The 5113-nt window shown below is 68.5% G+C and carries 5 protein-coding genes; 1 reads left to right on the top strand and 4 read right to left on the bottom strand.

Going from position 1 to position 5113, the window contains the following annotated elements; genetic code table 11:
* The 4 genes from B7X32_RS18265 to B7X32_RS18250 all read right to left on the bottom strand — a co-directional run.
* Positions 1-779 (bottom strand): glycoside hydrolase family 32 protein (locus tag B7X32_RS18265; protein WP_366247009.1); only part of this gene is annotated, 779 nt, incomplete at its 3' end.
* Positions 780-784: 5 nt separating this feature from the next.
* A complete protein-coding gene (locus B7X32_RS18260; RefSeq protein WP_292722912.1) occupies positions 785-1618 on the bottom strand; it encodes a carbohydrate ABC transporter permease in 834 nt (277 codons plus the stop codon).
* A gap of 8 nt (positions 1619-1626) precedes the next feature.
* The gene (locus tag B7X32_RS18255) at positions 1627-2580 is read right to left on the bottom strand and encodes a sugar ABC transporter permease (protein WP_292722908.1); all 954 of its coding nucleotides are present in this window, start codon (positions 2578-2580) and stop codon (positions 1627-1629) included.
* A complete protein-coding gene (locus tag B7X32_RS18250; RefSeq protein ID WP_292722905.1) occupies positions 2580-3962 on the bottom strand; it encodes an extracellular solute-binding protein in 1383 nt (460 codons plus the stop codon). The genes B7X32_RS18255 and B7X32_RS18250 overlap by 1 nt, the downstream gene beginning before the upstream one ends.
* Before the next feature lie 198 nt (positions 3963-4160).
* Here B7X32_RS18250 and B7X32_RS18245 point away from each other — a divergent pair.
* On the top strand, positions 4161-5113 hold a 953-nt coding region (locus B7X32_RS18245), incomplete at its 3' end, for a LacI family DNA-binding transcriptional regulator (RefSeq protein WP_292722902.1).

Here is a 5113-nt window from a genome sequence, read left to right as displayed (position 1 = left end):
TCGAGCTGCGCACGGCTGTTCTCCCACCCCGCGCCCCGTGCCGCCGGGGGCATCGGCTCGTCGGGGAGGAAGCGCACGCCGTCGAACGAGCCGATCACGTACTGCGTCCCGGATCCGCCGGCGATCCCACCGGGGTTGAGGCTGATCAGCAGTACCCAGCGCACCTCGGACGGATCACCGTCGACGGAGAGCGGGAACAGGTCGGGGCACTCCCACACACCGCCGGTCGCCCCACGGGGCCCGTAGTCCGACAGGTACGTCCACGCCTTCAGGTCGGCGGAGCGGTACAGCACGACACGGCGTTCCTCCGCCTCGACTGCGACCATCACCCAGTACTCGCCCGCAGGGCCCGCGTAGCGGAACACCTTCGGGTCGCGGAAGTCGGCCGAGCCCCGATCGAGCACCGGGTTCCCGTCGTACAGCCGCCAGGTCAGGCCGCCGTCCAGGCTCGAGGCGATGCCCTGGGCCTGGTGGCGCCCCGGCTGGTCGGCGAGCGTGAACACCGCGATCAGCGGCGGCTCCCCCGCCGCGCCGAGGCCGCTGGTGTCGTGCTCGTCGACCACGACCGAGCCGGAGAAGATCTCGTGGGCGTCGGTGTATCGGATCGCGACCGGGTGCTCCTCCCATCGCACCAGATCCGTGCTGGACGCATGGCCCCAGCTCATGAACCCGTGGGTCGCCCCCTCGGGGTTGTACTGGAAGTACAGGTGGTATCGGCCGTCGTGGAACACGAGCCCGTTCGGGTCGTTCATCCAGTTCTGCGCGGGACGGAAGTGCATCGATCTCATTTCCCGGATCCGGCGGTCAGCCCCTCGCGCAGCGGCTTCTGCCCGAAGATGAACACGATCAGCGCAGGGATCATCGAGATCACGACGCCGGCGAGGACGGTGGACACGCTTCCGGTGCCGAGGTTGCCCTGCAGCGTGACGAGTCCGAGCGGCAATGTGAAGTTCTGTTCGCTGATGGTCAGGATGAGCGGGCGGAAGAACTCGTTCCAGTGATAGTTGAACGCGAGGATCCCCACGATCGCGAGACCGGGCGTCGCCAAGGGCAGATAGACGCGGAAGAACGTCCGCCATGGCCCCGCGCCGTCGAGCTGGGCCGCCTCGCCGAGCTCCGCGGGCAGGCCCATGAAGTACTGCCGCATCAGGAACGTGCCGAACGCGGTCGGCAGTGCCGGGATGATGAGCGCCAGGAGCGTGTCCGCGAGACCCATGCCGCGCACGAGCATGAACACGGGCACGATGATCACCTGCAGCGGCACCATCATGGTGGCCAGGATCATCCCGAAGAGGAACTTCTTGGCGCGGAACTCGTAGCGCGCGAACACGTACCCGGCCATCGCCGCGCTGAGCATCTGCCCTGCCGCGATGAGGAGCGTCACGAGCACGCTGTTCCAGATGTAGAGCCAGACGGGGATCTTCGCGAACACGTCGGTGAATGCGGAGAGGCCGAACGAGGTCGTGTGGGTGACCGCATCGGTGGGCGTGAGCGCCGTGATCACGGTCCAGATCACAGGACCGAGGGTCAGCGCCGCGGCGACGACCAGGATCACGAAGGTGCCGAGGCGGCCGAGGGCGAACCCGCGTCCGCGGGGGAGAACTGCTTGAGTCGACATGTCTGACCTCACCCGTAGAAGACGAAACGCTTGCTGAGCTGGAACTGGATCCCGGTGACGAGCATGATCAGCAGCGTCAGGACGATGCCGATCGCGGACGCGCCGCCGAAGTCGAGCTGGCGGAAGGCCGACTCGTAGATGACCATGACCGCGGTGCGCGTGTCGTCCCCCGGCCCGCCGCGGGTGAGGACGTACGGCTGGTCGAAGATCTGCAGGGCGTTGATGATCGCCATGACCGTCGCCACCAGCATCGTGGGGCTGATCAGCGGCAGCGTGATCTGCCGGAACTGCGCCCATCCGGTGGCGCCGTCGATCGAGGAAGCCTCGTAGACCTCCTGCGGCACCGCGGCGAGGCCGCCGAGGAAGAGCAGGAAGGTGAAGCCGAAGTTCTGCCACACGTAGACCAGCAGGACCACGACCTTCGCGCCGAGCCCCGTCGTGAGCCAGCCGACTTTGCCGATGCCGAGGAGCCCGAGGAACTGGTTCACCAGACCGAACTCCTGGTTGAACAGGTAGGCCATGACGAGCGAGACCGAGGCCGCCGAGAGGATCAGCGGGAAGAACAGCGTTGAGCGGAAGAACCCGCGCAGCCAGCGGGGCATCTTCGATTGCACGAGGACCGCGAGCAGCAGTGCGACCGCGAGCTGGAGCGCCACCGCGACGATCACGAAGCCGATCGTGTTGAGGAACGACACGCGGATCGTCGGGTTGGTGGCGGCCCGCACGAAGTTGTCGACGCCGACGAACTCGGGCGCGGTGATGATGTCCCAGCGGAAGAAGGCCAGGACCACGGAGGCGATGATCGGCAGGAAGCTGAAGAGCCCGAGGCCGATGACCGTGGGGGCGAGGAACACCGCGATGAGGGCGCGTCCTCCCCCGCGTTTGGGGGCTCCGGGGCGTACGGCTCCCGGTGCCGTGATCGCGGACGTGGTGGGGGCGGTCGTGGGGGAGGTCGTGGACATCAGCGTCCCTTCAGAGCGAGTTCGAGGTCGCGCTGCATCGTCTCCAGGCCCGCCCGGACTCCGCTGCGGCCGTTGGTGATGGTGCCGACGACGTTCTTGATGAGGGCCTGCTCGACCGCGGCCTGCTGGGGTGGGGCGGGGATCGGGCCGGTGGTCGGGAACCGGTCGAGCGTGTCGTAGAAGACCTTCCAGTGCGCGGGGCCGACGCCCGCGCCGTAGAGCTCGTCGTTGAGCGAACGACGGGTGAGGGAGGAATCAGGCTGCGGGTGCGCGATGCGCATCCCCTCGACCGACACGCAGTACTTGAGCCACTCCCACGCCTCGTCCTTGCGCCGCGAGGTCTCCATGATGGCGTAGCCGGCGGCCCCGAACTGATGACGCTGACTGCGCATCCTCGGGAAGAACGAGACGTCGTAGTCGTCGTTCGCGAAGCCGGCTTCCTTGAGGCCCTTCACCCAGAAGCCGCCCGCCGGCGTCATGCCGACGGATCCGCGGGAGAACAGCGCGACGAGTTCGTTGCCGCCGCCCTGCGCCGGGTTCGCGGCGAGTCCTTCGGAGACCATCCGCTGCAGCACTTCGAAGCTCTCGATCGTACGGTCGTTGAGGGCGTCAGCGTTCTGCCACAGGAATCCGCCGCCGCGCGGCTTCTCGTCCGGGTAGAACTGCTTCCAGAACCAGTCGCCGCCCGTGGCCTTCTCCTCCGTGAGGATGCTGGCGTCGTTGATGTACAGCCAGGGGACGACACCGCCCCAGAGGCGGTTGTTCCAGAAGTAGGGCAGGAAGGGCGGCTGGCCCGACTTCTTCATCGCCTGCGCCACGCGGAAGAAGTCGTCCACGCTCCAGTCGTCCGCCGGACGATCCAGGCCCGCGCGCTCGAGCGCCTTGGTGCTGTAGTAGACGTTCGCCGCGTTGAAGTTGTCCGGCAGCTGGAACAGGCTCCCCTGGTACAGGAACGACTCGACGAGCGACGGATGGACGTCGTCGAAGTAGCCCTTCATCTCCGCCGCGTCGCGGCGGACGTAGGAGTCGAGGGGGTGCGCCATGCGCGAGGCGAACAGCTGCGCGCCCTCGGTCGCGACCGTGACGACATCCGGCGAGGTCCCGGCCGCGACCATGGTCAGGATCTTCGCGAAGTAGTCGCCCCAGTCCGTGCCCTGGATGGCGACGATCCGCACGGGGATGTCCGGATGCAGGCGTTGGAAGCCGTCGACCAGGCCCTGTCTGGCGGCCGCGTCCTGCGCCGTTCCGAGCAGCGCCACCGTCAGGGCGTCGCTGCCCCGTCCCGGGATGTCCGCACCGGTGAGCCGGGGCCAGGAGATCGCCGTGCCGACGATGCCCAGCCCGAGCGCTCCGAGCATTGCCCGTCGTGAGATGTCAACCACGTCGTTGCTCCTCTGCTTCGTTGCTGAATTGATCCGTTGCTGAATTGATTCAGCAACGGCATGCTAACAACGCGCGAACCTCGCGTGCAAGGGTTTTGCTGAATTAATTCAGCACGGGAGGCGCAGAAGACGGGAGCCGGTCGCTATCGTGGAGGCACGAGTCGGGCCGCGCTCCGCGGCGACAGAACGGGAGGCACGATGCCGGAGACACGCGCCGGGCGACGGCCCACGCTGTCGGATGTCGCCGCGCGCTCGGGGATGTCCAAGTCCGCCGTCAGCATGATCCTGAACGACCGGCCCGGATCCCGGCTGTCGGCGGAGGCCGCCGAGCGCGTGCGCGCGGCGGCCGCGGAGCTCGGCTACCGCCCCAATCCCGCGGCGCAGAGCCTGCGTCTCGGCAAGACGGGAACGATCGGCTTCATCTCCGACCAGGTCACGATCACCCGGTACGCGTCGGGCATGATCCGCGGCGTGCTCGATGCCGCCCGGTCGCGGGGCCGCACGATCCTGATGACCGAGACCGGCGGCAGCGAGGACCTCGGGGACGCGCTCCAGGAGATGACCGACCGCCGGGTCGACGGGCTGATCATCGGCCTCATGGCGGCCCGGGTGATCGACGTCCCGAAGATCCGCAACGACATCCCGGTCGTGCTCGTGAACGGCCGCTCCGCCGCGGGGCATCCGAGCGTCCTCCCCGACGAGCAGGCCGCGGGCGCCGCCGTCGCCGAGCATCTCGTCGCCCGCGGGCACCACCGCATCGGCATCATCGGCACGATCCCGCACGTCGCGGGCGACCTGCGCCGCTCCGCCACGATCGCGGAGCGCTTCGCCGGCATCGAGGACGCGCTCGCGCGCGCGGGCGCGGACGTCGTCCGCGAACAGGTCGAGGCCTGGACCCCCGACGTCGGCTACGTGCACCTGCACCGCCTGCTCGACGCGCACCCCGACCGCACCGCGATCATCGCCGGCAACGACAACGTCGCCTTCGGCGTCTACCAGGCCATGGCCGAGCGCGGCCTCCAGGTGGGACGCGACGTGTCGGTGATCTCCTTCGACGACGAGGAGCTGGCCGGCTTCCAGCGCCCGGGGCTCACGACCGCCCGTCTGCCCTACGAGGAGATGGCGCGCCACGGCATCGAGATGCTCGTGGG

This window comes from Microbacterium sp. 13-71-7 (assembly GCF_002257455.1).
Classification (GTDB): domain Bacteria; phylum Actinomycetota; class Actinomycetes; order Actinomycetales; family Microbacteriaceae; genus Microbacterium.
The sequence above is the reverse complement of the archived record's forward strand: the minus strand, read 5'-3'. Positions and strand labels throughout refer to the sequence as shown.

Bases quoted from the DNA above. Each gene is read 5' to 3' on its own strand.
- B7X32_RS18260 (WP_292722912.1), bottom strand. From the start codon at position 1,618: ATGTCGACTCAAGCAGTTCTCCCCCGCGGACGCGGGTTCGCCCTCGGC.
- B7X32_RS18255 (WP_292722908.1), bottom strand. From the start codon at position 2,580: ATGTCCACGACCTCCCCCACGACCGCCCCCACCACGTCCGCGATCACG.